Annotated in this window: 20 protein-coding genes; 7 read left to right on the top strand and 13 right to left on the bottom strand. The window is 56.6% G+C overall.

Annotation, left to right across the window (positions count from 1 at the left end; all coding sequences use genetic code 11):
* Positions 1 to 14: 14 nt before the first annotated feature.
* Positions 15 to 1,139, bottom strand: a complete 1,125-nt coding sequence (locus tag BQ2657_RS03440) for a 2-methylaconitate cis-trans isomerase PrpF family protein (protein WP_075579382.1) — start codon at positions 1,137 to 1,139, stop codon at positions 15 to 17.
* 137 nt (positions 1,140 to 1,276) lie between these two features.
* Here BQ2657_RS03440 and BQ2657_RS03435 point away from each other — a divergent pair, with 137 nt between their 5' ends.
* A complete protein-coding gene (locus tag BQ2657_RS03435; RefSeq protein ID WP_075579381.1) occupies positions 1,277 to 2,209 on the top strand; it encodes a LysR family transcriptional regulator in 933 nt (310 codons plus the stop codon).
* On the opposite strand, the gene BQ2657_RS03430 is transcribed toward BQ2657_RS03435, so the two are convergent.
* Both BQ2657_RS03430 and BQ2657_RS03425 read right to left on the bottom strand, forming a co-directional pair.
* Positions 2,115 to 3,155: a lactonase family protein gene (locus BQ2657_RS03430; protein WP_187119168.1), complete on the bottom strand. Its 1,041-nt coding sequence runs from the start codon at positions 3,153 to 3,155 to the stop codon at positions 2,115 to 2,117. The genes BQ2657_RS03435 and BQ2657_RS03430 overlap by 95 nt on opposite strands.
* A 16-nt stretch (positions 3,156 to 3,171) precedes the next feature.
* On the bottom strand, positions 3,172 to 4,422 hold the full coding sequence (locus BQ2657_RS03425) for an ArsB/NhaD family transporter (protein WP_232708997.1): 1,251 nt from the start codon (positions 4,420 to 4,422) through the stop codon (positions 3,172 to 3,174).
* Between the two features lie 208 nt (positions 4,423 to 4,630).
* Between BQ2657_RS03425 and BQ2657_RS03420 the strand changes: the two genes are divergently transcribed.
* Positions 4,631 to 5,872, top strand: a complete 1,242-nt coding sequence (locus BQ2657_RS03420; RefSeq protein WP_075579379.1) for an aminopeptidase — start codon at positions 4,631 to 4,633, stop codon at positions 5,870 to 5,872.
* A 407-nt stretch (positions 5,873 to 6,279) separates the two neighbouring features.
* Here the strand turns inward: BQ2657_RS03420 and ygiD are convergent, their stop codons facing one another.
* Entirely contained in the window at positions 6,280 to 7,071 is a 792-nt protein-coding gene (ygiD, locus tag BQ2657_RS03415) for a 4,5-DOPA-extradiol-dioxygenase (protein ID WP_075579378.1), read from the bottom strand.
* Between the two features lie 13 nt (positions 7,072 to 7,084).
* Positions 7,085 to 8,068, bottom strand: a complete 984-nt coding sequence (locus tag BQ2657_RS03410) for an alpha/beta hydrolase (RefSeq protein ID WP_075579377.1) — start codon at positions 8,066 to 8,068, stop codon at positions 7,085 to 7,087.
* A 164-nt stretch (positions 8,069 to 8,232) separates the two neighbouring features.
* On the opposite strand from BQ2657_RS03410, the gene BQ2657_RS03405 reads away from it, so the two are divergent.
* The gene (locus BQ2657_RS03405) at positions 8,233 to 8,772 is read left to right on the top strand and encodes a PadR family transcriptional regulator (RefSeq protein ID WP_075579376.1); all 540 of its coding nucleotides are present in this window, start codon (positions 8,233 to 8,235) and stop codon (positions 8,770 to 8,772) included.
* A gap of 141 nt (positions 8,773 to 8,913) precedes the next feature.
* The gene (locus BQ2657_RS03400; RefSeq protein WP_075579375.1) at positions 8,914 to 9,870 is read left to right on the top strand and encodes a M23 family metallopeptidase; all 957 of its coding nucleotides are present in this window, start codon (positions 8,914 to 8,916) and stop codon (positions 9,868 to 9,870) included.
* A 43-nt stretch (positions 9,871 to 9,913) separates the two neighbouring features.
* Here the strand turns inward: BQ2657_RS03400 and BQ2657_RS03395 are convergent, their stop codons facing one another.
* Both BQ2657_RS03395 and BQ2657_RS03390 read right to left on the bottom strand, forming a co-directional pair.
* Positions 9,914 to 11,527 (bottom strand): putative polysaccharide biosynthesis protein, encoded by a 1,614-nt coding sequence (locus BQ2657_RS03395; protein ID WP_143224828.1) that lies wholly within the window; start codon positions 11,525 to 11,527, stop codon positions 9,914 to 9,916.
* A 127-nt stretch (positions 11,528 to 11,654) separates the two neighbouring features.
* Positions 11,655 to 12,503, bottom strand: a complete 849-nt coding sequence (locus tag BQ2657_RS03390) for a carcinine hydrolase/isopenicillin-N N-acyltransferase family protein (RefSeq protein ID WP_075579373.1) — start codon at positions 12,501 to 12,503, stop codon at positions 11,655 to 11,657.
* Positions 12,504 to 12,790: 287 nt separating this feature from the next.
* Between BQ2657_RS03390 and BQ2657_RS03385 the strand changes: the two genes are divergently transcribed.
* Positions 12,791 to 17,077, top strand: coding sequence for an acyl-CoA dehydratase activase-related protein (locus BQ2657_RS03385; protein ID WP_075579372.1), 4,287 nt, complete (start codon positions 12,791 to 12,793; stop codon positions 17,075 to 17,077).
* Between the two features lie 152 nt (positions 17,078 to 17,229).
* Positions 17,230 to 18,351, top strand: coding sequence for a 5-methyltetrahydropteroyltriglutamate--homocysteine S-methyltransferase (locus BQ2657_RS03380; RefSeq protein WP_075579371.1), 1,122 nt, complete (start codon positions 17,230 to 17,232; stop codon positions 18,349 to 18,351).
* A 312-nt stretch (positions 18,352 to 18,663) separates the two neighbouring features.
* Here BQ2657_RS03380 and BQ2657_RS03375 read toward each other — a convergent pair whose 3' ends face one another.
* Positions 18,664 to 19,560 (bottom strand): NAD(P)-dependent oxidoreductase, encoded by an 897-nt coding sequence (locus BQ2657_RS03375; RefSeq protein ID WP_075579370.1) that lies wholly within the window; start codon positions 19,558 to 19,560, stop codon positions 18,664 to 18,666.
* A 175-nt stretch (positions 19,561 to 19,735) separates the two neighbouring features.
* Between BQ2657_RS03375 and BQ2657_RS03370 the strand changes: the two genes are divergently transcribed.
* On the top strand, positions 19,736 to 21,241 hold the full coding sequence (locus tag BQ2657_RS03370) for an ArnT family glycosyltransferase (RefSeq protein WP_075579369.1): 1,506 nt from the start codon (positions 19,736 to 19,738) through the stop codon (positions 21,239 to 21,241).
* A gap of 30 nt (positions 21,242 to 21,271) precedes the next feature.
* Here the strand turns inward: BQ2657_RS03370 and BQ2657_RS03365 are convergent, their stop codons facing one another.
* The 5 genes from BQ2657_RS03365 to ilvB all read right to left on the bottom strand — a co-directional run.
* Positions 21,272 to 21,820, bottom strand: a complete 549-nt coding sequence (locus BQ2657_RS03365; RefSeq protein ID WP_075580971.1) for a methylated-DNA--[protein]-cysteine S-methyltransferase — start codon at positions 21,818 to 21,820, stop codon at positions 21,272 to 21,274.
* The gene (locus tag BQ2657_RS03360; RefSeq protein ID WP_075579368.1) at positions 21,795 to 23,306 is read right to left on the bottom strand and encodes an Ada metal-binding domain-containing protein; all 1,512 of its coding nucleotides are present in this window, start codon (positions 23,304 to 23,306) and stop codon (positions 21,795 to 21,797) included. The genes BQ2657_RS03365 and BQ2657_RS03360 overlap by 26 nt, the downstream gene beginning before the upstream one ends.
* Positions 23,307 to 23,406: 100 nt before the next feature.
* Positions 23,407 to 24,669, bottom strand: coding sequence for an ATP-binding protein (locus tag BQ2657_RS03355; protein ID WP_075579367.1), 1,263 nt, complete (start codon positions 24,667 to 24,669; stop codon positions 23,407 to 23,409).
* A complete protein-coding gene (gene ilvN / locus BQ2657_RS03350) occupies positions 24,666 to 25,226 on the bottom strand; it encodes an acetolactate synthase small subunit (protein ID WP_075579366.1) in 561 nt (186 codons plus the stop codon). Before ilvN ends, BQ2657_RS03355 begins: the two co-directional genes overlap by 4 nt.
* Positions 25,227 to 25,269: 43 nt before the next feature.
* Positions 25,270 to 26,713 (bottom strand): biosynthetic-type acetolactate synthase large subunit (gene ilvB / locus BQ2657_RS03345; RefSeq protein WP_075579365.1); only part of this gene is annotated, 1,444 nt, incomplete at its 5' end.

The raw sequence follows: 26,713 nt of genomic DNA, 5'->3' as shown, positions 1-26,713 counted from the left end.
CCTTTTCTTTTCCCTCAGCGGATATATACAAATCCATCCATGATCCGGCGGGCCGTACGGACCACGCCGCCCTGGAGCACTTTTTCTCCGTCCATTTTCATCAGCACATCGGTGACCCCGCTGGAGTGGCCCAGCCGGACACAGTCACTCTTATGCTCCCCCAGGATGTCGCTGACAATGGTCCCAGGGATCTTGGCAGCCGCCCCGGTGGCCACAGCTACGGTCATGGGATAGGCCTTGTGGAGGGCTCCCACGGAAATGGCCCGGACGCACAGATCCATTTCACTGGCCTTCACCACATTTCCGTCCATGTTTTTGTAATCCTGGGCCGGGCTGACGATGGCCACCTTGGGGGCGGAAGTGGATTCCGTCCGGGCTTTCATGAAGTCATCCACGAAACCGAACTTCTGGGCAGTGATGCCCCGGATCCGCTCGATGTGTTCCATCACGTCCCGGTTCTGGTTCAGCTCCGTCAGTTCCGTGCCGGTGATGCCCAGGTCTTTGGCCTTGATGAAGACCACCGGGTTGGAGCAGTCGATCATGGTCACTTCCGCCGGTCCGTACCCGGGCACGTCGATGGTTTCCTTTTTCAGGCCGGTGGGGAACAGTTTCCCGGTCTTGGCCCCGGCGGGGTCTTCGAAATACATGTCGATCCGGGACCCAGTGCCCGGTACCCCCTGGATCTGGGCATCCCCGTTGACACAGGCTTTCCCGTCCTGGACCCGGACGTGTTCTTCAATGACCTTATTTGTGTTTACATTGTAGACTCGGACCTGGGTGATCCCTTCCACCGGTTCCACCAGCCCTTCGTCAATGGCATAAGGCCCCACCGCGGAGGAAATGTTCCCACAGTTGGCGGAATCATCCACCCGGGGAATTACGATATCCACCTGGTAGAAGTGGTAGTCCACGTCGATGCCGGGACGGTCGGACCTGCTGATCACCGCCACTTTGGAAGTGGAGCTTACCGTGCCTCCCATGCCGTCGATCTGCTTCACATCCGGGGTCCCCATCACCTTCAGGAAGATTTCCGGCCACTGTTTTTCATCCGCCGGCAGATCCTCCTTGTGGAAAAAGACCGCCTTGCTGGTGCCGCCCCGCATATATACACAGGGGAATTTCCGCTGTTTCTGATTCATGGTATTTCCTCCTTTTTTATCCTTGTTCCACTGTCTGTTCTTGTTGTCTCCAGTATAATTCTTTCTATTCATTATGAAAAATGATAGAATATGTTTAAAATTCATTCCTATTTGGAATATAGAAGGGAGTCTTTTTGATGGATGAACGGGATATCCAGATTTTCCAGAGCCTTATGGAAACCCGGAATGTGACCAAAACCGCCCAGGCCCTGTATATGACCCAGAGTGCCATTACCAAGCGGCTCCACAAACTGGAAGAGGAACTGGGAGCCCCTCTTTTCCTCCGCTCCGTCAAGGGACTGATCCCGGCTCCTTCCGCCGATGCCATCGGGGAAGAAATGGGCCGGCTCCAGGCATCCCTTCAGCGGCTGAAGACCCTGTCCCAGTATGCTCAGGGCCGGATTGCCGGCCGCCTAAAGTTCGGTGTTTCCGTAAACTATGCCCGGTATACCCTGCCCCCTTTGCTGAAGCAGTACATGACCGACTATCCGGAAGTCCGCATCGACGTGACCACCGGCCAGAGCCTGGACCTGTTCACCAAGCTCCAGGAAAACCGGCTGTCCATGGCCGTGCTCCGGGGCCATTTTCCCTGGGCGGGGGAAAGCCTGCTGCTGTCCCAGGAACGGGTCTATGCGGTGACCAGCCGGGCCAACGAGGGCATGTCCCTGTCCCAGCTCCCCTACATCCACCGGCAGTCCGACAAGCCCTTCATGTCCCGGATCCAGCGGTGGAAACTGGAACAGCACATTACAGAAGCCGCCTCCTCCATCCAGGTCAACGACATTTCCACTTGTCTTTCCATGATCACCAGCGGTATCGGGTGGTCCGTGCTGCCGGAAATCTGCCTGAAGGACCGGGAAGACCTGGTGCGCCAGCCCCTCACCTTCCAGGACGGTACCCCCTTCACCCGTTCCACCTTCGCCCTGTACCGGGAAGAATACGCCCAGCTGCCCCAGGTGAAGATTTTTTTGGACCTTATTTCTTCCACACCACACACACCGGCGATCCTTCCTGGATCTGTTTTTCTTCCCGTTCCAGGGTCCCGTCTTCCTGGATATCGAAAACCGTAAGGGTGTGGGTCAGTTCGTTGGCAGCCACCAGGTATTTTCCTCCCGGTTCCAGTTCCAGGAACCGGGGCTGTTCCCCTTCCGTGGGCAGGTTCTGCCGGAAGGCCAGCCGGCCTGTTTCCGGATCGATGGCAAGCACCGTCACCGAATCATGGGTCCGGTTGGACACATACACGGCCTTCCCTTCCGGGCCCATGACGATGCCGCTGGCCCAGCCAGGCCCGAAATAGTCATCGGGCAGAGTGGTGACCATCTGCCGGGGTTCCAGGGTCCCGGTGGCTTCATCGAAATGGAAGAAAAGGGCAGTGCTGTCCTTTTCGTTCACCAGATACACCCATTTCCCGTTGGGATGGATGGCCACATGCCGGGGTTCCGCCCCTTTCCGGGCTGTCCACACAAAGGCTTCCGACAAGTGGTTGTCCTCAGTGTCGATGGCGTAGACTTCCACCTTCCCCACTCCATGATCCCGGCCCTGGCAGGGTACCAGCAGCCACTTTCCGTCCGGATGGAGACATACCTGGTGGGGATGGGAAATGTACCCGTGGCCGGGCTCACCGGGAACGAACAGTACCTGCCGGACCTGGCCCAGGCTCCCGTCCTGTTCCAGGGCCAGTTGGGTGAGGCTGCCCGTTTCCAGGTTGGCCACATACAGGCTTTGGCCGTTGGGGCTTGCCACCAGGTGGACCGGGTTGGTACCATAGGTGGAAACAGAATCCAGCTCCGTCAGGTTCCCCTCTTTTCCTATCTGGAAAGCGGTGACTTCACTGTAATCTCCATGGACCGCATAAAGCCGGTCCTGTTTTTCATTCAGGCACAGGTAAGAAGGATTGGGACCGCAGGACAGGATCTGGATTTTTTCCCAGACTGCCCCCTCCCGGCGGTACACGGTGATTCCTTCTCCCAGGGCTTTTCTTTCTTTGGTGGTTCTGGATCCGATATAGGCAAACATGAGCATTCCTCCTCATTCATTGTAAAAAAGACAAACCGCCGGCCAGGGTGAACAGGAAAATAATGGCCACACACATGGCGGACACACCGAACAGTTTGGCAAACAGGGATGAATCGTTTTCCTTCCCGTTTTTTTCCTGGGCGCAGCCGGCCATCACCAGGGAACCCCCGGTGGACATGGGACTGATCCCTGCCACCGTGGCCGAACACACAATGGCCGCCACCATCTGGATCAGGGAGGCGCCCCCCACGTTGGCCGCCACTTGGGGCACGGTGGGGATCAGGGTGGGGAACACCACCCCGTTGGCGCTGGAGAACCAGGACATGATGCCTCCTGTAAGGCCCATAAGGGCCGGGGCGGTGGCCGGACTCATGAAGGAGGCCAAACCCCGGGCCAGAAGATCGATGCCTCCCAGCAGCTTCACCGCGTTCATCAGCACACTGATGCCGCAGATCAGGATCAGTGTGTTCCAGGGCAGGCTTTTCACCGCTTTCTTTTCGTCCACTTTCCCGGTAAACAGCAGGATCAGGGCCAACAGGAAGCATACAAATCCCACATCCTGGGAAAAGCCCACCACGGAAACGAACAGGGCTGCGATCAGTGCCAGGCTCAGTTTCTGCTGCCCGTCAAAGACAATAGGTTCCGGATCACTCTGGACCGGCTGACCCCGAAGTTTCCACCCTTTGAACACTAGATAGGTCACCAGGGCGCATAGGGCATTGGCGGCAGTGACCCCGGCAAAAATGGCCATCCCCGGCATGGGGATCTTCATCTGGCCCAGCAGGTCCCCCACAATGATCCCGGTGAGGGCAATGGGAGAGGCGGTTCCTCCCACGGCCCCCAGGATGGCCATGGCGCCCATGAGGATGGGACTGGCATCCAGATGGAAGGCCAGGGGCACCGCAAACAGTACCATCACCGTCTGGACGCTGATGGCCCCAGGGCCGATGGCGGACAGGACGAAGCTCACCAGATAGATTACAATGGGCACCAAGAACACTTTGGTGCCGCAAAGCCGGGTCAGCTTTTTGGATGCCTTGTCCAGGGTCCCATTTTCCTGGAGCAGGGCAAAGAAGAACATGGTCCCCAGCAGGGTCAGGAACAGTTTTCCAGGAAAACCCCCGTACAGTTTCCCCACCGGCAGGTTCCCCAGTTTCCCCAGGACCAGCACGGTCCCCAGGCTGATCAGCCCCACATTGGATTTTTTCACGAACCCCAGGGCAATGGCTCCGAACAGAAACACCAGTGCAACAAATGACATGGACATGATACTCCCCCTTTGGATCAGAAAAGGCTCCGGGCGTCTTTTCTTTCAGATTATTCCGAGTCTATTGCTGATTCCATTATAAGAAAGACAAATCATTCTGAAAAATGAATAAAAAGAGCCATTTCCCATTCCCTTGGGGAATCATGGCTCTATTCCTGTTTTTCCGCTATAATAGATTCATACTGACACAGTAAAGGAGAGATTTTCCATGGATATACAAGAAACCCTGAACCGGCAGCTGCCTTTGTATGCCCGGGTGCTGGTGAAAAAAGGGATCTGCCTCCAGAAGGACCAGATCCTGGTGATCAACGCCCCGGTGGAAGCCAGCTCCTTCGCCACCTTGCTTACGAAAGAAGCCTACCAGGCCGGTGCTTCCCAGGTGGTGTTCAACTGGTACTGCAATGGGACCACCCGGCTCCGGTACGAATATGAGACCCAGGACAAGTTCGAATCCGTTCCCCACTGGCGCAGTGAATTCAACCTGTACCACTACCGGAAGGGTGCGGCCTTCCTGAGCCTGATCTCCGCCGATCCCTATGCCATGAAAGGCATCGACCGGAACAAGATCATGGCCTGGCAGAAGGCTTTCCACCAGGCGGTAAAGGAGTATTCCGACGGGATGATGGCTTCCAAGACCAACTGGCTGGTGGCTGCCGTCCCCAGTACTGTGTGGGCCAAGTTGCTGTATCCGGAGCTGCCGGAACAGGAAGGAATGGCCCGCCTGTGGATCCAGCTGCTGGATGCAGCCCGGTGCCTGGGAAAAGACCCCCTGGCCGACTGGGACCAGCACTTGGCAGAGCTGAAACAGCGGCGGGAATGGCTGACCGCCCAGCAGTTCGCCGCCCTGGAATATGAAAACAACCTGGGTACCCATCTCACCGTGGGCTTGCCGGACCATCACCTCTGGCAGGGAGGCGCCGAAAATACGGCCCGGGGCTTTTGGTTCAACGCCAACATCCCCACGGAAGAAGTGTATTCCGCTCCCCAGGCGGACCGGGTGGACGGGGTGGTGTACAGCACCCGGCCTCTGGTGTACAGTGGAAATCTCATCGAAAAATTCCGGTTGACCTTTAAAAACGGAAAAGTAGTGGAAGCCACTGCAGAAAAAGGAGAAGAAATCCTGAAAGACCTGCTGAAAATGGACGAAGGAGCCTGCCGGCTGGGAGAAGTGGCCCTCATCCCCTACCACTCCCCCATTTCTCTCATGGACAAAGTCTTCTACGAAACCTTGCTGGATGAAAATGCCTCCTGCCACCTGGCCCTGGGAGATGCCTATCCCACCTGTGTGGAAAAAGGGGCGGACATGAGCGAGGAAGAACAGAAAAAAGCCGGCCTCAACGATTCCATGATCCACGTGGACTTCATGGTGGGCAGCCCGGACCTTACCATCACCGGGATCCGAAAAGACGGTACACGGGTGCCGGTGTTCGTGGACGGGGATTGGGCGTAAAAAAAGCCGCTGCTTACGCAGCGGTCTTTTTTGTCAGCTGTCAATGGTCAGCGGTCAACGGCCAATGGAAAGGACCTGCAGTGAACAGGTTCTCTTGAATGCTTTTCATTTACTACTTATACTTTAAAAACTTTTTATTTTTACATTTTTATTCAATATAACTCCAGCTTCAGCATTGAGCCCCGCCTTAATGGGCCATTTCCTTCCTGATTGTGTAAAACCAAAGGGGACGCGGCGGGCGAACCTGGCGGGATTCCTCCGTAACCTTTGATTCGCCCCTACGGCAGTTCCAACGGTCCCGGTTTACACATTCATAAAAATTGTCTGCAATTTTATCCTTTGGTTTCCGACTTCAGGCTCCTGGCTCCCGACTAAAGGGGAGCCGCTGCCCAGGCAGCAGCCCCTTTTTACTCCTCCATCCCCCAGGCATACCCGGTCATGGCCATGGATCCCAGGTTGCAGACTTTGTTGAACACCTGGGATTGGTCGGTACCGGCGGCACCCAGGCACACCAGAAGAGGCAGGTAATGGTCCGGGGTGGGTACGGCATACCCTGCATCCGGATGGGAGGCGAAGCCGATCACCTTGTCCGTTTCTCCCTGGAGCACCGCTTCGGTGATATAGTCGTTGAACCGGAGGGTGGCGTCAGAACCGCCTTCATTGTCCCATTCCACTTCCCGGAGGTTGTGGACCACATTGCCGCTGCCCAGGATCAGGTACCCCTGTTCCCGGAGCTGTGCCAGCTTCCGGCCCAGTTCGAATTCTTCCTGATAGGAAAGATCCCCGTCCACGGACAGCTGGACCACAGGGATGTCCGCCTTGGGGAACATATGCACCAGCACCGTCCAGGCCCCGTGGTCGATGCCCCAGTCGTCATTGACGGCTACGACAGAGCCCAGCAGTCCTTCCACCTGCCGGGTCAGTTCCCGATCCCCTTTAGCAGGATACTTCACCTGGTACAGTTCCTTGGGGAATCCGTACATGTCATAGACCTGCCGAGGTTCCTGGGCGCTCTGGACGAAAGTCCCGTGGGTGTACCAGTGGGCGGATACCATGAGGATGGCCTTGGGTCTGCCGAACTGCTTTTCCACCGCCCGGCCGATCCGATCCATCCCTTCCGTGATCTCATTGTGTTCCAAGGCAATCATGGGACTGCCATGGCCGGAAAACACCACCGGCATGATTTTCTGTTCTCCCATAGTTTATCTCCTTTTATTTCAGATACTGATCAAAGAAATCTCCGATGACCTGGAGCACCTTATCCTGGACCCAATACACGCCTCCATGGGCGGCTCCGGGAATTTCGTACCGTTCCGCCGGCACTCCTTTGGCTTTCAGGGCCTGATACAGCAGGTCCGTCTGGCCCGGGGATACCACTTTGTCCGCTGTCCCGTGCATCAGCAGCATGGGCGCACTGTTTTTCCCGATATAGGCAATGGGGTTGGCTGCTTCCGTGGCTTTGGGATCGGCGCCGACCCCGCCGTCTTTCCCGCCGAATACCGGGCTGCCGTTGATCCACAGGGCTTCTGTGGCACCGGCAGACTGATGGAGTTTCTGGTTTTCCGGGCTGTAGTCCATGCCCACCCGGCTCAGGTCCGACAGACCATAGAGATCCACGGCACAGTTCACCTGGCTGGACTCCTGGAGGTTCTCTCCCTTGTCAAAGGTTCTTGTACCGCTGGTGGTCCCTGCAAAAGCGGACAGATAGCCCCCGGCACTGCCCCCTACGATGCCGATCCGGGTTTTGTCGATGTTCCACTTGTCCGCATGGGCCCGGAGATACCGGATGGAAGCCTTCACGTCTTCCAGAGGTTCCGGGAACCGGGCGGTAGGAGCCACCCGATAAGTGATGCTGGCCACCACATAGCCTTTTTCCGCCAGATAGTTCCGCAACTGGACCCCGTTGTCCCGGTTGGCGTTGATGAAACCGCCTCCGGTCACATAGACGATGGCGGGCATTTTTTCTTTTTTCTGGGGCTGGAGCAGATCCATGGCCATGGGCACATTGGGATAGCCCCGGGTGGGCACCTGTTCATAGACCACGCCGGAAATCTGCTTCACTTCCGTTTTCACCGGAGTCACCTCCAGGGTCTTACTGGCGTAATGCTCCGCCGCCTCTGCTCCGGAAACTCCCGTCATGCCCAGCAGCAACAGGCTGGACAGCACCAGCCACCTCAGTCCTCCCTCGATTTTCATAGATTTTTTCTCCTTTTTAGACAGCCGTCTGCGAAGCAGACTGAAAAATGTAATTATTTACATACTTATCATTGCAACGAGTGTAGCATGTTTATTGAATCATGTCAATCTTTACACGTTTTCTTTCCAATATGGTATAATCACAAAAGAAAGGAGCGGATTCCATGGCAAAAGGAAACAATCTCCAGTATGTGCTGCTGGGCCTTCTGGCCAAACAGGATCTGACAGGCTACGATATCAAAAAACTCTTTGCACAGGAAGTAGGGGATTTCTGGTGTGCCCGGCACAGCCAGGTCTATCCGGAACTCCGGAAGCTGGAAGAAAGCGGACAGATCACCAGCTATACCGGCACCGTGGGCACCAAGCTCCAGAAAAAATACTACCGCCTGGCCCCTTCCGGCCGCCAGCGGCTTCGGGACTGGCTGGCCCAGCCCTTGGGAGACATGATGCCCACCCGGGATGAATTCACCATGAAACTGTACCTGATCCGCAGCCGGAAGGATCCCCAGCTCCGTCAGCTGTTCCAGGAAGACATCCGCCGTCACGAAGAACACCTGGCCCACCTCCGGCTCCGTTGGCAGCTGCTTTTCCCCACCCAAAAAGCCCAGGAAAAAGACTGGGGGCATGCCCTGATCCTCCAGGAAGCCATCCAGCGGGAAACCCGGAAACTGGAATGGGAAAAGAAGCAGTTGGCAGAGATTTAACAATTTGTAAATTTTTTTGGTAAACGGTTGAATACCCCGGATTTTCGCGTTAAAATATTGACTCGGTAGTCAAGATGTGCAGAACAATCGAAGAGTTGTACAGGACGTGCCGCCGGCACGTCCTTTTTGTAAGGAGCAAGTATGGAAAAGAAAGAACTGACGGAGAAACTCAAAGGACTGAAGGGGCTGCTGCCTTCCGGACGCCTGGTGGGAGCCGGCTTCTCTTTCCAGTGGAAGGATGAAGAAGGCCATATCCAGGAGTTCCACGCCGGTCCCAAGCTGCTGATCGGCTTTGGCGGTGCCTTCCTAGCCAGCCTCATGGGCCTGGCTGTCTGTGCCGGGCTGCTGTTCAAGGCCTGGGACGAGCAGACGGAACTGGCCAACTATCGGGCAGACTATGGGGTCTATACGGAACGGCTGGCCAAATTGATGGACGACAACGAAAAACTCCAGCGGGAACTGGCCCAGGTGGTCCAAGTGGAAAACGCTGTCCGGCAAAAACTAGCCAAGGACGGCGTGAAGATTGGGGAACAGACCGTAGACCAAAAATCCAAGGAACTGGACAAAAAAGGCCAAGGGGGCTCCACCACTGCGGACCAGCTGACCGTACTGGAAGTCCAGGATGAAATCAACTGGAAGAAACTGGCCTATAAAAAAGAAAACCTCACCAACATGCTGCTGGCCCTCTCCGATACTGGCGATGGCACCTATGGCTGGCCGGTGAGCGGCGGAGAAATCAGTTCTTTCTTTGGGCTCCGGGCAGATCCTTTTGGAGGCGGAAGCGATTACCATCCCGGCATCGACATTGCCGTGGACTATGGGACTCCCATCAAGGCTTCGGCAGCCGGAACGGTGGAAGAAGCCCAGTGGAACGGAGGCTATGGCCGATTCGTCAGCATCGACCACGGCAACGGACTCACCACCTGCTACGGCCACATGAGCGCCATCGCCGTCCAACCAGGGCAGACCGTCCGCCGGGGAGATGTAATCGGCTACGCCGGCAGCAGCGGCTACAGCACCGGTCCCCACGTGCATTTCGAAGTGCGCCAGAACGGGAGTCCGGTGAACCCGTTGAATTTCGCAAGACCGATAGGATAAAAAAAGCTGTGAAAAAATGATTTCTCATTTTTTCACAGCTTTTTTATAATAACTTCAGTTTCTTCCCCACCCTCACCATTCTCCTTCCCAGGAAGGGGATCTGGTTCAGTTCTTCTTCCGGCATGGTCTTCAGCACCAGCAGCAGGATCCCGTAAACCGGTACGGCCACCGCCATGCCTCCCAGGATGCTCCAGGCACCCCAATTGGGCACCAGAGCCAGGAAGCCCTGGACCGCAGCCCCCATGGCCGCAGCAGCCAAGGCAGTCTTCCCCAGCTGTTTCAGCTCCAAGGAGAAACCGGTATATTTTTTAATGAAGAAAAGGTTCAAGATGGCAGCGATTCCGATATCTGCCACGGTGGCCCAGGAGGATCCCACGATGCCCAGGGTAGGAGTCAGGTTCCAGTTCAGGAACACCTTGGAAGCTGCCGCAATGATCATGTTGATCACCGGGATCTTGGTCTTCCCCAGCCCCTGGAGGATGCCGGTACTTACCTGATGGAGACCCAGGAGAAAAATGGCCCAGCTCATGGTCTCGATGGAAGATCCGGCTTTGGGAGCGTTATAGATGAGGGCTGCCACCCGGCCTCCCAGCACATGGAGACCGATGCTGCAGGGGATGGTGATCACGGCCGCCACCGAAAAAGCCGTGGCCACTTTTTCCCGGATCCCTTCCGTATCTTCCAACACCCGGGATTCACTGATGGCCGGCACCAAACTGATGGAAAGGGCCGCCGTCAAAATGGTGGACATATTGATGAGAGGCACCGCCATGCCGGTGAGATATCCGAACAGGGTGGTGGCTTCGGACATGGACCAGCCCCCCACCATGAGCCGCCGAGGTACGATCATCATATCCAGATTGGAAACGATGGGCAGCATCAGACTGGACATGGATACGGGCAGGGCCAGGGCAATGAGCCGGCGGATGATCTTCCCAGCAGGTTCCTGTTCCTTTTCCGCCACAGTTCCTTCCCCCTGGGGAAAGAATTTATGCTTCAGCCGGAAATAGAACACCTGGAGGAGCAGCAGCCCGCAAAGCGCACCAGCCCCTGCCCCCATGCTGGCCCCGGCTGCCGCATAAGTCAATCCGTAGGGCATCAGCAGATAGGAAAATGCGATCATGGTGACCACCCGTACCAGCTGTTCCGTGATTTCTGAACAGGCGGTGGGCGTCATGATCTGCCAGCCCTGGAAGTATCCCCGGAAGCTGGACAGGAAGGTGACGAAGAACACTGCCGGAGCCAGGGCAATGATGGAATAATAAGCCCGGGGATCCGGGATGATCCCGGAAGTGACCAGCCATTTGGCCATCACCAGGAGGCACAGGGAAAAAAACAGCCCGGTGCAGAACAGCATCCGCAGGGAGACCCGGAACACCCGCTGGGCTCCGGTATAGTCTTCCTTGGCCACCTTTTCCGCTGTAATGATGGAAATGGCCACCGGGATCCCAGCAGAAGAAACGGTGATGGCCATGAGATAGATGGGGAACCCCATCTGGTACAGGCCGATGCCTTCTCCGCCCATGACCCGGGAGAGGATGACCCAGTTCAGAGCTCCGATGACCTTTACCACGATACTGGAAATGGTCAGGATCAGGGTCCCTTTCAGGAATTTTTTGGTTTTGCTGTTTGCGGGAGTTTGTCCTTGCTGCTCCATGCTATCCATCCTTTATGCCGCCAGTGGGAAGGCCGGTCCATATATCCTTCCTCCCCAACTGCGTTTTTTACTGTAATTTTATTATTTTATCATATTTTGGCAGCTTATGCGCATTTCTCCCTCAGGCTCAGGGAAATAAATGGGCACTGTCCAGCTGGTACACATCTTCCTGTCCCTGGTCTTCTGGACTGTAACGGATCTTGATGAAAACATCCGGCCGGGTGCCTGGATGCAGCCATACCCCAAAGGAGGCAAGGGTCTGAGGCCCATCCGGCCGGCTGCCCAGCCGCCAGATGCTGTTGTCCGGTCCTTCTGTCCTGTCCTGGCTGAAGCGCATCAAATCTTTCAATATATATGGCGTCTGCTGGCTTTCCAGCAGTTCTTCGATCCGCCGGTACCGATGCCGGGCCGATACGTTCTCTTTCAAATTCAGCCGCTGGAAGCCCGGGCTCAGATAGAAATTGGTATGGGAAAGGCTCCCATTGCTGACCCGGCGGACGGCCACCTGGTCCCTGTCTCCCACTTCCACCCAAGCCAGTTCAGAAGCATCTGCCAGCAGCAGGAATTTGGGTCCTCCCAAATCCGTACCGCTGGCCAAAGCTTCCTCTACGGTGGCACAGCTGCCCAGGAGTTTTTTCAAGGCTCCCTTACTCCCACCTCCCATGGCCAGCCGTTCCTTCCGGGGGATGCTGCTGGCTGCAGCCGAGAACACCGCCAGGCCTGCTTCATTCACTCCGCCTTTCAGGGCCATTTTATTTTCCGATCCCCCATAGATCCCGTAATACCGGTAAAGGGGTCCCTGGACCATCCGCATTTCCTGGTATTCCGGCCGCCAGTCCCGATTTTTGACAATCAGGCTTCCCCCTCCCAAGACCCGGCTGCCCTGGGCGCCGAACAGGGTACAGCCCCAGGCAGCAGCAGCCGGGAGCCAGATGGCCAGGCAGACCGGAAGGATCCTTCTGCTGAAAAGATGCACCTTTATCCCTTCCCTCCCTAGTTTCTTCCGCCATTGTACCACAGGGTCTCCAAGCTGCCTACTGAAAGTCCCATTCCGGATGCCCAGACCCTTCAAACACCGTTAAAAAAAGTGTACCGAAATCTGCGTCCTCCTGCCCTCCTGCAGTGAATCTCCGCCACGCCGCGTCTTTGTAAGAAGCGTCCGAAACACGCATGGGACGGACTTCTACAGCTGTTTATATACTTCCATCTGGTATTTCTTGGGCAATGTGCTATAATTAAATACACTTTAAGATGAGGTGCATTATGAGTACGTATCGTGTAGGTTTAGACATCGGGTCCACCACGTGCAAGATCGTCGTGCTGGACAATCATTCCCATGTGGTTTTTTCCCGCTACAAGCGCCACCAGGCCAATGTAGCTGGCGTTTTGCGGGAAGAGCTGCAGACTTTGCGTTCCCAGATCGGAGCCGCCAGCCTGAAGCTGAAGATCACCGGTTCCGTGGGCATGGGGGTAGCGGAAAAATTCCAGCTTCCGTTTGAACAGGAAGTGATCGCTGCCACCAAATTCGTCAAAGCCAAATATCCAGAAGTGGCTACGCTGATCGACATCGGTGGAGAAGACGCAAAAATCGTGTACATCAAAGCCGATGGAAGCTGCGATCTGCGCATGAACGGCAACTGCGCCGGGGGCACCGGAGCTTTTCTGGACCAGATGGCTGTACTTCTGGGGATCCCCATCGAACAGCTGAACGGCCTGGCTGAAAAAGCCCAGCATGTCCACTATATCGCCTCTCGCTGCGGTGTTTTCGCCAAAACGGATATCCAGAACCTGCTGGCCAAAAATGTCAGCCGGGAAGATATTGCCATTTCCATTTTCCATGCAGTGGCGGTCCAGGTGATTTCCACCCTGAGCCATGGCTGCACCATCGAGCCCAAGATCCTGCTCTGCGGAGGGCCTTTGACCTTCATGCCCGCCCTGCGGAAGGCCCTGATGGACTGTCTCCAGATTCCCTATGTGAACTTCATCGTCCCGGAAAACGCCAATCTGATCCCCGCTTATGGGACGGCCCTCAGTGCGGCGGACGCCCCTGCCATTTCCTTCGACAAATTGGTGGAAAAGCTGGAAAACGCCCCCAAAGTCACCGTCCGTTCCGACGATGTGCTGCCGCCGATCTTTACTTCTCCGGAGGACTATGCCGCCTGGAAAAAAGCCAAGGAAGCCGATACCATCCAGCTGACGCCCCTGACGGCGAAAACAGATGCGGTCTACGTGGGCATCGATTCCGGTTCCACCACCACCAAACTGGTAGTCACGGATCCGGAAGACCGGATCCTGTTTACCCATTATGCGCCCAATAACGGCAATCCCATCGGAGCCGTCCAAAATGCTTTTGAAGCTTTCTATGCGGAATGCCTGAAAGTGGGAGCCAATCCCCGGATCCTGGGCAGCTGCTCCACCGGTTATGGGGAAGATCTGATCAAAGCGGCCTTCGATCTGAAGACTGGCATCATTGAAACCATCGCCCATTATCTGGCAGCCCGTAAGATCAATAAGGATGTTTCCTTTATCCTGGACATCGGGGGCCAGGATATGAAAGCCATTTTCGTGGATCATGGGGTCCTGAACCGGATGGAACTGAACGAATCCTGTTCTTCCGGCTGCGGCACCTTCTTGGAAACCTTTGCCAAAGGGCTCAACTACTCTGTCAGCGACTTTGCCAAACTGGCCTGCGAAGCCAAGGAACCCTGTGACCTGGGCACCCGGTGCACCGTATTCATGAACTCCAAAGTGAAGCAGAGCCTCCGGGAAGGGGTCACCATCGGGGATATTTCCGCTGGGCTGGCCTATTCCGTCATCAAGAACTGCCTGTACAAGGTGCTGAAGCTCCAGAACACCCATGACTTGGGGACTGACATCGTCCTCCAGGGAGGCACCATGAAAAACGATGCAGTGGTCCGGGCCTTTGAACGGCTCACCGGCACCACGGTCCACCGGAGCAACATCCCGGAAATCATGGGAGCCTACGGCTGTGCCCTCTTTGCCCGGAGCCGGGCGGAAGGTTCCGTGACCCTGGACGAAATGATCCATGTGGCCAATTACACCGACAGCCAGCTCCAGTGCCATGGCTGTGAAAACAACTGCCTGATCAAAAAATACAATTTCAGCAACGGCAGCATCTATTTCTCTGGGAACAAGTGTGAAAAGTTCTTCACCAACAACGGCGAAGACTGCAAACCGGGAGAAAATATCTACGACTACAAATACAAGCTGCTCTTCGACCGTCCGGTAAAAGAAGATGCCCAGCGGGTGATCGGGATTCCCCGCTGCCTGAACATCTATGAGGACTATCCCTTCTGGCATGCCCTCTTCACCGCCTGCGGCCTGAAGGTCCAGCTGTCCGACCCCTCCACCTTCAAGAACTATGAGGGCGGCATCCATGATGTAATGAGCGACAACATCTGCTTCCCGGCCAAGCTGGTCCACGGGCACATCAACAACCTGATCCGGAAACGGGTGAACCGGATCTTCATGCCCTATGTGATCTACGAACATCAGGACGACAAACGGCAGCTGAACAGCTACAACTGCCCGGTGGTCTCCGGCTATTCCGACGTGATCAAAAGCGTCACCAATACAGAGATCCCCATCGATTCCCCGCCCATCAACTTCCAGGATGCCAAACTCCTGAAGCAGCAGATCCGGAAATACCTGAGCTACATCGGGTTCGACCGTTTCACGGCGGACAAGGCCCTGAAAGCAGCGGTCAAAGCCCAGGAAGAATACGGCCTTGCCATCAAGGCAAAGAATGAAGAGATCCTCCAGAAGAGCCGTGCCCATAAACAGCTGACCATCCTGCTGGCGGGCCGGCCCTACCATACGGACCCTCTCATCCAGCACAAGCTCAGTGAATCCATTGCGGCCATGGGCATCAATGTGATCAACGAGGATCTGGTCCGGGACGACAGCACCATCACCATCGATGATTCCTATCTGGTCCGCCAGTGGGCCTACATCAACCGGATTTCCAAGGCCACCGACTGGGTGGCCCGGCAGGACAACAGCGTCCACTTCATGGAAATGACTTCCTTCGGCTGCGGCCCGGATGCCTTCCTCCAGGACGAAGTCCGGGGCATTCTCCAGCGCCACGGCAAAGCCCTGACCCTGCTGAAGATCGATGATGTGTCCAATATCGGCTCTCTGAAGCTGCGGGTCCGTTCCGTAGTGGAAAGTATCCGGTACAACCGGGATGCCAAATTCGAGCCCACACCGTTCGAACAGCCTCCCCGCTTTGAAAAGAGCATGCGGGACTACACCATCCTAGCGCCTTACTTTACGCCGTTCATTTCTCCCCTGATCCCCTCGGTCCTGAAAAACGTAGGGTTCCATGTAGAGACCCTGCCGGAAAGCACTGTCCAAAGTGCAGATCTGGGGCTGAAATTCGCCAACAATGAGGTGTGCTACCCGGCTACGTTGGTGGTGGGGGACTTTATCCGGGCTCTCCAGTCTGGAAAGTATGACCCCAAAAAGACAGCGGTAGCCATTACCCAGACCGGGGGGCAGTGCCGTGCTTCCAACTATTTTGGCCTGATCAAGCATGCCCTGATTGCAGCCGGGTTCAAAGATACCCCGGTCATCTCCCTGGCCACCAGCAAGAACATCCAGAACGACCAGCCGGGCTTTGAACTGAACTGGCTGAAGATCGCCAGGATCACCATTTCCACGGTGCTGTTCTCCGATTGTCTCTCCAAGTTCTTCAATGCCTCTGTGGTCCGGGAAACCGTGAAGGGCAAAGCCGTAGAACTGAAGGACAAATACCTGGAACTGGCCAAAAAGGAAATCGAGGCCAACAATTCCAACGGGCTGCTGAAGCTCCTGAAAGAGGCCGCCGCTGAATTCAACGACCTGGCCAAGCCGGATGTGCGGCTGCCCCAGGTGGGGATCGTAGGTGAAATCTACTTGAAGTTCAACGCCTTCGCCCACAAAAACATCACCGGCTGGCTCATGGACCATTCCATCGAAGTGATGCCGCCGCTCCTGACGCCTTTCTTCATGCAGGCTTTCGTCAACCGGATCACCAACCGGAAATTCGGCCTGGAACGGCATCATATGCCCAGCCTGATCGTAGATGTACTCTATATGTGGGTCACCAAACAGATCCGGAAATTCAACGAAATCGGAGAACAGTTCCGGTACTTCACCCCCATCGAAGACATCTTCGAACTGGCCAATGACGGCAAGGGCATCATCAACATGGCCGCCCAGTTCGGGGAAGGCTGGCTGCTGCCGGCGGAAGTGGTGAACTTCGCCAAGCACGGCATCGAGAACGTGATCAGCCTCCAGCCCTTCGGCTGCATTGCCAACCACATCATCTCCAAGGGAATCGAAAAGAAGATCAAATCCCTCTATCCTCATATGAACCTGCTGAGCCTGGATTTTGACAGCGGGGTCAGTGATGTGAACGTGACCAACCGGCTGCTGCTGTTTGTGGAAAACATCCGCACCGCAGCGGCTCCTGCACCAGCTGAAAAAGAAAAGAAGAAGGAAAGCTTCTTTGATGAGAACCTGGCAAGACGGGAAATCATGATTTGAAAGAAGGGACTGCTGCCTGCGCAGGCAGCAGTCCCTTCTGCTATTCCCTCAGGCTATGGCACTCGGTTGTTTTTCGGTATTATCCAAATCCCTACACCCATGGTATACTTTTCCCATGAACAATCCATGAATGCTACGGGAGGAAAAGTGACATGAGTGTAAAAAATAGACCGCCATTCCGGTATGATATCGTTGGCAGCTTCCTGCGTCCAGCTGCCCTGAAAGAAAAACGAGAGGCGTTTGCCGCCGGGAAAATCTCCGCTGCTGATCTGAAAGAGGCGGAAGATGCTGCCATCCAGGATCTGGTAGCCAAAGAAAAAGAAGTAGGCCTCCATGCCGTCACTGATGGAGAATTCCGCCGCCGGTACTGGCATTTGGATTTCCTGACAGAACTGGAAGGGGTCACGGAAATCTCTGCGGAAAATTGGTCCGTCCATTTCAAAGGGGCTCAGCCCAAGGCCCGCACGGCAAAGATCACCGGTCCCATCAGCTTCGGGAACCATCCTTTCCTGGATCATTTCCGTTTCCTGAAAGAGACGGCGGGAGATACCCTGGCCAAGATGACCATTCCCTCCCCCAGCATGCTCCACCTGATCTGCTGCGTCCGGGAAAAACACTACGAACCCATTCCCCAGTACCAGGACCAGAACCGGCTGTTCACGGACATCGCCTTGGCCTACCAGCAGGCCATCCGCTCTTTCTACGCCGCCGGCTGCCGGTATCTGCAGCTGGATGACACCAGCTGGGGAGAATTCTGCGACGCCGACAAACGGCAGGCTTATGCAGAACGGGGTTTCGACCTGGATGAACTGGCCAGCCATTATGTGGATATGATCAACCGAGCCCTGGAAGCCAAACCCGATGACATGACCATCACCATGCACATCTGCCGGGGGAACTTCCGTTCCACCTGGTTCTCCAGCGGCGGCTATGGACCTGTAGCAGAAACCCTCTTCGGTCGCTGCCATGTGGACGGATTCTTCCTGGAATACGACAGCGACCGGGCCGGCGGCTTCGAACCTCTGCAGTACATCAAAGACCAGCAGGTAGTCCTGGGCCTGGTGACCTCTAAGACTCCGGAACTGGAAAAAGAAGAAGACATCATCGCCCGGATCCGGGAAGCGGAAAGATATGTTCCCCTGGACCAGCTGTGCCTGAGTCCCCAATGCGGTTTCTCCTCCACAGAAGAAGGGAACCTACTGACGGAAAAAGAACAGTGGGCCAAGCTCCGGCTGATCCGGTCCATTGCGGAAAAAGTCTGGGAAGATGCATGAAAACAAGGGGCTGTTGCATGCGCAACAGTCCCTTTTTGAGGTCTCGGGTCTCGAGTCGTGAGTCTCGAGCCGTTGGATAGAACCTGTCCCCATGGCCAGGTTTTTTTGAAGGTGTAGGACCAGTATCGTGCTGGATATAGAAACGAATATCTTATCGTTAGCAGATTAGGGTTTGTACATTCAAAAAATTTGCTTGCAAATTTCTCATTCGGCTCGAGACTCGAGACCCGAGACCGAGCTGCTATGCGGCTCATGAGACCGGGGGGTGTTGCACGTTACGTGCAACACCCCCTTCGTCAGGAGTCGGAAGCCTCAGGGTTCCTTTTTCTCCCGACGGCATTCCACTCCCAGCAGATCTTCGTAAAACCGGATCATAGCTCCTTTGTACAATTCCCCTTCCCCATGCCGAAGGGCCAGCTGGTAAGTCTGCATGGTTCCCTGGAGGGTGGGCAGCGGCACCTGGAACCGGGTGGTCAGTTCCGCCATATGGGCCATGTCCTTATAGGCCCGCTCCAGAGAAAAGCCGTAGGCAAAATCCCCTTCCAGCACCTTGGGGATCAGATGGCAGGAGGCATAGCTGGACCCAGAAGCCGTCATCAGGACCTTTCCCAGTTTCTCCGGAGACAGCCCCATTTTCACCCCCAAGGGCATCAGTTCACAAAAAGCGGCCGTACAGATATTCAGGGCACAGTTGTTGATCATTTTGGTCAGCTGCCCGCTGCCGCTTTCTCCCATATACAGGATGGTGCTTCCCACCGCTTCCAGGAGGGGTTTCACCTGCCGGAAGGCATCTTCCCGTCCTCCCACCATGATGGTCAGTGTCCCGTCCTCTGCTTTGGCTTGGTGCCCGGAAACCGGTGCGTCCAGGTACACCACACCCCGTTTGCTGCAAAGGCCTGCCAGTTCCCGGGCTTCCAGATAGCCCAAGGTACTGCAGTCCACCAAGACCGTACCCGGCTCCAGGCATTCCAGCAGCCCTTCTTCTCCCAAAAGGACCTGTCTGACCGCCGCTCCATCCGGCAGACAGAGGAAAATGACCGAACTGTCCGCCGCGTCCCGGTTCCGAGTACTGATGGCCGCCCCGGCCTGCTGGAAAGCCAGCAGATGTTCTTTCTTCCTAGCAATGGCCCGGACCTTCAGCCCCTTTTTCAGCAGATTCCGGCACATGCCGCCGCCCATGACGCCCACACCGATAAAGCTGATTTCCATAGCTTCCCTCCATTCCGTTTTCCCTTATCCTTCAACTCTGCAAGCTTGGAAATCCATTATACACCTTTCTTTTCCCTCTTTTGCAGGATTTTTTATGCATTCCTTTTCCTTTGTTTAAGGTTCCTTTATTTTCTCCTCCTATACTGGAACCACCAAACAGGAGGAGGAATGTTCCATGGAATACTGGGAAAATGACAGGACCCCGCTGCTGCGGGTCTACCACAGGCACTGGCCGGCTTTTTTGCTGTTCGTGCTTTGCCTGCTCCTGTTCTTTGCAGCCAACTGCCAGCTGCTGATCACGGACCCGGTAGAATCCAATTACGCCTTGACCGCCAAAGAAATGCTGGCTTCCGGAGACTGGCTCTCTCCCCGGATCTACGGGAATTACTGGTACGATAAACCTTGGATGTTCTACGGCGAGCTGCTGGTGGCCTTCCAGCTCTTCGGGGAGACTTCCTTCGCAGCCCGTTTCTTCCCTGCAGTCTTTGGCACCATCGGGGTCCTCCAGACTTATTGGTTCGCCCAGAAATTGTACAACCGGAACATCGGATTCCTCAGCGGGCTGATCATGGCCACCAGTGTGGAATATTTCTACCTGGCCAAAGCCGTGATCACCGATATGACCCTGTTCGTGGCCATGGATGGAGCCCTGATGCTGTTCTACCTGGCCAAAAGGGAAAACCGGCCCCTTCTTTATTACGGAGCCTATGCCCTGGCCGGCCTGGCCATCCTGACCAAAGGGCCCCTGGGGTTGGTGCTGCCGGGGCTGATCATCCTGGCCTATCTGGCCGGCAACCGAGATTTCCGGACCCTGGCCCATATGAAGCTGTTCCGTGGCCTCATCCTGACCCTGGCCATCGCTGCCCTTTGGTACGTCCCTATGACAGTCCTCCACGGCAGCGCCTTCCTGGATGGGTTCATCGGGGTCCACAATGTGCTCCGGGCTACAGTCTCCGAACATCCTCGGAACAATACCTGGTGGTATTATTTCCTGATTTTCCTCATCGGCTGCTTCCCCTGGAGCCTGAGCCTGCCCTGGCTCTGGAAAAAATACGGCAAGACCCTGATCGCCCGGATCAAAAACCGGACCCTCTGGCAAAGCTTGGATGACCGGCAGCGGTTCCTGTTCCTGTGGGTTTTCCTCACTTGGTTTTTCTTTGAATGCATGGCCACCAAATACCCCACTTACACCTTCCCCTATCTGCCGCCTTTGGCCATCGGTCTGGCCTGTGCCGCCGGCCGGCTGGACCTGCAGTATTGGATCAAGCGGGCCGCCCTGGCCATGGCCCTGCTCTTTACGGTCCTGTCCTATGCCTTGGCCATCCCCCTGTGCCGGCAGGCTTCTGCCTGGGATGTGGCCCAGATGGTCACCTCCCACCATGTATCCGGTGTCCCGGTGTACGTGTATGGAGGCCGCTATCCGGTTTCCTTCACCTATTACAGCGGTATCCCCGCTCCCCGTCTGGTGACCCGGGAACGGCTGCAGGAAATGCGGCCGGCAGGGATCAGCTGGAACGCCAAGAATATGATGCCCTTCGAAGCCCTGGAAGACCTGCCAGATACGGGAAGGATCATCGTCCTGGTAGACCAGAGCAGCCAGAAGGACTTTCTCCAGACCGTCCCAGGAAACTGGGAAAAACTGGGAGAAGGAGGCCGCTGGACCGTGTGGGGAAGAAACTGAATCTCCTGGAAGCAAAAAGGACTGTCCCTGTTACAGGGCAGTCCCTTTTTTCGGTATGGTGAAACCGGAGGCTTTCAGATCGATGCCTTCATGTTCCAGCAGCCACACTTTCCGGGGCATACCGCCGCCGTATCCGGTCAGGCTTCCGCTGGTCCCCACCACCCGATGGCAGGGAATGATCAAGCTGATGGGATTGTGGCCCACCGCTCCTCCCACGGCCTGTGCCGACATCCGCTCCTTTCCCTCCCTCCGGGCCATTTCCCGGGCAATGGCGCCATAGGTCATGGTCTTTCCGTAAGGAATGGTCAGCATGATCCGCCCTACCTGCTGCCGGAAATCACTGCCGGACAGTTCAAGGGGAGGCGTGAAGCCTGGATCTTTCCCCTGGAAATACAGGTCCAGCCAACGCCGGGTTTCCTGGAATACAGGGAGATCCGGCCGTTCTTCCACACCGTCTTCGTTTTTCATCCGGATTTCTTCATACTTCTCTCCCTGGAACCACAGCCCGTTCAGCTTTTCTCCATGGCTGCTCAGGAGGATCGTTCCCAGAGGACTATCTACTTTTGTGATGTACAGCATTTTTTTCGACTCCTTCCTGTTTTCCCTGCCAGAGGCAGAGGGTGGCATAACTCCGCCAGGGCCTCCAGGCTTCTGCCAATACCCTGCGCTCCTTTTCCGTCCGAGGCGCCAGGACTTTCCGGATGGCCAGATCCGTCACCGGAAAGGCATCTGACCAGCCCAGGGCCCGCATCACCGTATAGTGCGCGGTCCAGGGTCCGATTCCTGGAATTTCCTGCAATTCTTCCGCCACCTGTTCCGGCTGTCCAGCCAGCCAATGGGTATCCTGCCGCTCCGCCAGGAAAGCGGCCAGCCGGACAATGGCCCGGGACCTTTGGCGGATGATGCCCAGCGGCCCCAGCTGCTGTTCCCCCTCTGCTTCCTCCCAAAGGAAATCTTCTGCTAGAGGAAAAGCCCGCCGGATCCCTTCCGGGGCCCCTTCGATTTCGGCTCCGTACCGGTCAGCCAGACGCCCGGCCAGCCGGGAAGCCGCCTCTGTACTGATCTGCTGCCCCAAGATGGCCCGGACCCCCATTTCGAAAAGTTCCGAACAGCCGGGGATCCGGATACCTGGAATGAAATCCCGTCCTGTGGTGTCCCGGAACCCTTCAAAGCCCTGGAGGATGCTCTGGGGCTCACAATCCAAGTCAAAGAGACGATGGACCCGGCCCAGGACTTGGGGCAGCACGGGCAGAAGGGAAGCACTGAGCCGCAGTTCCAAACGGTTCCGAGACGGCAGATCCCTGACCTGGAACCAGCCTTTGACTCGTTTTCCTGTTCCCGCAGCCAGTTGGATGCCCCGGCTGTAGATCCCCTTTTGGATCGTTTCGATTCCTGGAAGAAGCCGAGGTTTCCAGAATTCCAGCAGCAGGTCATACCGGAAGGGAGGACGATAGCCCAGCGCCATCACAAAACTGTCCTCCTCCTGACTGATTTCTTTCCCTTCCAGCTGTTTCCGCAGAGCCGTGGGAGCCAGCCGGTATCTTTCCCGAAAAGCCTCATTGAACCGCCGGAGACTGCGGAAGCCGGAAGCAAAAGCGATTTCCGTCACCGGCAGCCGGGTATCCGTGAGCAGGCTCTTAGCCAGCAGCAGCCGGCAGGTAGTCAGATATTCCACCGGCCGCACCTGGTAAGCTTCTTCAAAGGTCCTCCGCAAGTGGCGGGGGCTGCATCCCAGGCTTTCTGCCAGGGCGGCCAGGCTGATCCCGCTGCCGCAGGTTTCCCGGAGACAGCGGGCTGCCTGCTGGGCCAGAAAATCACAAGCATCTACCGGAGCACAGCCAGGGGCCAGTTCCGGCCGGCACTGGAGGCAGGGCCGGTAGCCTGCCTTTTCCGCTTCCGCCGCGCTGGCAAAGAATTCACAGTTCTCCAGTTTCGGCTTCCGGGCGTGGCAAACTGGACGGCAGTAGATTCCGGTGGAACGCACCCCTATAAAATATTTTCCGTCAAACCGGGAGTCCCGGGCACAAAAAGCCCGGTACAGCCGTTCTCTGTCCGTATCGTCCATGGTTTTCCCTCCTTTTCTACTTCTATTGTACCAGAAAACAAAGAAAAAACCGGCGGTTTTCGGACATGGAAAAGAGGCTGTTGCAGGCGCAACAGCCCCGTCAATGACTCCCCAAATACCACTGGACGAACTGTTTGGCGATCCGTCCATTCCGGCCGGAATGTTCCATTTCCCAGCGGACGCCCTGGATCCGCAGCTCCTCCGGAGACAGTTTGATACCTTCTTTCTGGAGCTCATGGTCGATGATGGCCAGGTATTCCTGCTGGGTGGGAGCCCCGAAATGGAGGATCAGTCCGAACCGGTCTGACAGGGAGATGGATTCATTGGTGGCATCCTCCCGGTACACTTCCGCTTCCAGCTCGTCACTCCGGTCCGCCCAGGTTTCCTTCAGCAGATGGCGCCGGTTGCTGGTGGCGCACAGCATCACATTGTCCGGCTGGGGAGCAGCTCCGCCGTCAATGGCGGATTTCAGGTATTTGTATTCCTTTTCGTTCTCATCAAAGGACAGATCGTCGAAGAAAAACAGGAACCGGTGGCTGCGGATCCGCCCGGCCCGTTCCATGGCAGCCGCCAGCAGATGGAGCTGATCCCGTTTGATCTGGACCAGCCGCAGCCCTTGGGCACTGAAAAGAGGGATCAGGGCCTTGATGGAAGTGGATTTCCCCGTGCCCCGGCTCCCAGTAGAAAGGACATTGTTGCAGCCCCGCCCTGCCATGAACTGCCGGGTATTGGCCAGGAGCTTCTCCTTCTGTTCCTCATAGCCCAGGATATCCTCCCAGGCCGTGTGGGGAAAATCGGCGATTCCCTGGAAATGTCCCCTGGCATCCAGGCAAAAAGCTTCATACCGGGCCATCTTCCCCCGGCCGTACCGTTTGTAATGCTGGAGCAGGATTTCCGCCTGCCGGGCCGCTTCGGGCGCCGCCAGCAGCTGCTGGGCCAGCTGTTTTTCCAGACCGTCCCGAGGGGCCGGGGAAATAGGTTCATAATGATCGTAGAACCCGTCTCCCAGGACAGAACGGCCGGAAAGGGTCAGGAAGGGACGGATTTTCTCCAAGTCCCGGGTCAGGGCAGACAGGATCCCGCTTCCCACATTTCCCCGGGCTTCCACCATCTGCCCAGCCAGGTTGTTCCCTTCACACAGGAGATGGAAGAAATAGCCCTGCCACAGGTTGCCGGAAAGTCCCAGCTCTTCCGCCTGTTCCAGCAGAGCCTCTCGGGCCCGGGCCAGATACTTCTCCCGTTCCGGATGCTGCTGGGCCCGGCTCAGGTTTTTGATCACCGGATCCCGATGGAGGGACCGGAGCACCGTCAGGGTGGAAAAGACCTGGAAATCTGCTACCGTTTCCGGAAAGGCCTGTTTCATGGCTGTCCTCCCTCTGTTTCCGGTGCCTCAGCAGCCGGCTCCTGGGGTTCCAGCAGGCTGTCTTTGACGGTCTGGGGGCCTCTCCCCAGCGCAATCTGCCCGGTGGTGGCGATTTCCAAGATGGTGTAATTCTGGAGCATCTGCTGCAGAGCCTGGATATGATCCTGCCGGCCCGTCAGACGCAGGATCAGGGATTCCGGATGTACATCCACGATCTTGGCATGGAAGAGGCTGGCGATATTGGTCAGTTCCTCTCGGATCTGGGGAGTGGGCGCGCTGACCTTGATCATGGTCAGTTCACAGCTGACCAACGGGGCATCATCCAGGTTCACCACCTTGATCACATCGATCAGATGGCTCAGCTGATGGATGGCCTGGTCCAGCTGGAACCGGCTTTCCACCCCTACCACCAGATTGATCCGGCTGATCTCCGGGATTTCCGTATACCCCACATTCAGGCATTCGATGTTGATGTTCCGGCGGGCGATAAGCCCAGCCACATGGGACAGGACCCCCGGCCGATTGTTGACCAGGAGTGCCATATGCTGCCATTTCATAGTTTTTCTCCTTTATCCTTGTTTTGCACGTTCTTCGTTTTGTTCATCCTTCCCGTCCCAGGATCATCTGGTCCAGCCCCTTGCTGCCCGGGACCACAGGATAGACCCGTTCGTCTTCCGGGATGGCGATTTCTAAAAGAGCTGAATCGTCTCCGCCGAACAGGAAATCCAGTCCTGCTTCCAGTTCTTCCGGACGGGAGATGCTCCGGGAAGGGATCCCCATGGCTTCTGCAATTTTTGCCATGGAGGGTTTCCGGATCAGTTCCGTCTGGGAATATCGGCCGCCCCGGAACAGGCCCTGGAGCTGCCGGACCAGACCCAGTTGGCCGTTCTTCAGGACAATGGTCTTCACGTGGATGCCATAGGTGGGCAGGGTGGTGAATTCCTGGCAGTTCATCAGGACACTGCCGTCGCCGGTGATCAGCAGGACCGTTTTGTCCGGTTCTCCCACTTTGGCTCCCAGGGCGGCCGGCAGGCCGAAGCCCATGGTGCCCAGCCCGCCGGAAGTGATGAAATGGCGGGCTTCCCGGGTGGGAAAGAATTGGGCTGCCCACATCTGATGCTGGCCCACATCGGTGACCACAATAGTGTCTTGGGGAGCCCGGGCCGCCGCTTTTTTCAAAGCCGTTTCCGGCGAGATCCCTCCCCTGCAGGCATGGGCCGTACAGGGGACTTCTTCCTTCATGGCTTCACCCTGTTCCCGCCAGGGCGCTGTCTGTTCTTTGCAGGCGGCAGCCAGAGGTTCCGCCAGCTGGGCAAACAGGGGCAGGGATTCCCGCAGATCTCCAGGAACGGCCACCTGGACGGGGATGATCTTGTTGATTTCCCCCGGTTCCACATTGAAGTGGACGATCCGAGCAGCCGGTGCAAATAGGCTGGCCTTAGCAGTAGACCTTTCATCGAACCGGACCCCGAAAGCCAGCAGCAGATCACAGCCGGAAACCGCCATATTGGCCGCATAGCTGCCGTGCATCCCCAGCATGCCCAGATGCTGGGGCAGAGTATCCGGCACGGCGCCTTTTCCCATCAAGGTGGTGACCACCGGGATCCCGGTCTTTTCCGCCAGCCGGGTCAGTTCCCCTCCCGTATCCGACAGGACCACCCCGCCTCCGGCCATGATCACCGGTCTGCGGGCCCGGCGCAAGGCTTCCGCAGCCCGCTGCACATCGGCCCGGCGGGGATGCTGGCTGCCCTGGTAGCCCAATAGATGGACTTCTTTGGGGTAGTGGAAATCCAGCCGGGCATCGAACACATCTGTGACGATATCGATAAGCACCGGACCGGGCCTTCCTGTCCGGGCGATATAAAAAGCTTCTTTCAATACCTGGGGCAGGTTCTCCACCTTCCGGACCAGATAATTGTATTTGGTGATGGGGGTGGTGATCCCCGCCGTGTCCGCTTCCTGGAAGGCATCCTGGCCGATCAGGGAAGTAGCCACCTGGCCGCTGATGATCACCAGAGGGATGGAATCCATATTGGCGGTGGCG

Source organism: Acidaminococcus massiliensis (assembly GCF_900095825.1).
Classification (GTDB): Bacteria; Bacillota; Negativicutes; order Acidaminococcales; family Acidaminococcaceae; genus Acidaminococcus; species Acidaminococcus massiliensis.
Note: the sequence above shows the minus strand (reverse complement) of the source record. Positions and strands in the feature narration are given on the sequence as shown.